Source organism: Bartonella sp. MR168JLCBS (assembly GCF_042194175.1).
Window position 1 is genome coordinate 1 of the sequence record NZ_JBHIMP010000247.1, and the last position, 851, is coordinate 851.

The 851-nt window shown below is 43.4% G+C and carries 1 protein-coding gene; it reads left to right on the forward strand.

The features are described 5' to 3' along the window. A partial coding sequence (ruvB, locus tag ACFIK8_RS10650; protein WP_375669411.1) for a Holliday junction branch migration DNA helicase RuvB occupies nucleotides 1-851 on the forward strand: 851 nt, incomplete at both ends.

Consider the following 851-nt stretch of genomic DNA (forward strand, 5'->3'; position numbering starts at 1 on the left):
GTGCTCGATGACTTTATTGGTCAAGAGGCAGCACGTGCAAATTTAAAAATATTTATCGAAGCAGCAAAAGCGCGTCAAGAAGCACTAGACCATGTTTTGTTTGTAGGACCACCTGGTTTAGGCAAAACAACACTTTCACAGATTATGGCCAAAGAATTAGGGGTTAATTTTCGCTCTACTTCGGGTCCTGTTATTGCTAAATCAGGAGATTTGGCAGCTCTTTTAACCAATCTAGAAGAACGTGATGTTCTGTTTATTGATGAAATTCATCGTTTAAATCCGGCTATTGAAGAAATTCTTTATCCAGCCATGGAAGATTATCAGCTTGATCTTATTCTTGGTGAAGGTCCTGCAGCGCGTTCAGTTAAAATTGATCTTGCCAAATTCACTTTGGTTGCAGCAACCACGCGTTTAGGACTCTTGACCACACCATTACGGGATCGGTTTGGCATTCCAATTCGTCTCAATTTTTATACCATAGAGGAATTGGAATATATTGTTCAGCGCAATGCGCGCCTTTTTTCGGTACAGATCAGTGATGATGGCGCCCATGAAATTGCCCGACGGGCACGCGGTACTCCACGGATTGCGGGACGACTTTTACGGCGGGTTTGTGATTTTGCTCTTGTCAAACGGGCAAAAAAAATTGACCGCAAAGTTGCTGATGAAGCGCTTTCGCGTCTTGAGGTTGATCATCTTGGTCTCGATCCACTTGATCGTCGCTATTTGTTGTTAATTGCAGAAACTTTTTTAGGTGGTCCAGTGGGCATTGAGACCATTGCTGCTGCTCTCTCAGAGCCGCGTGATGCCATTGAAGATATTATTGAACCCTATCTTCTCCAACAAGGTTT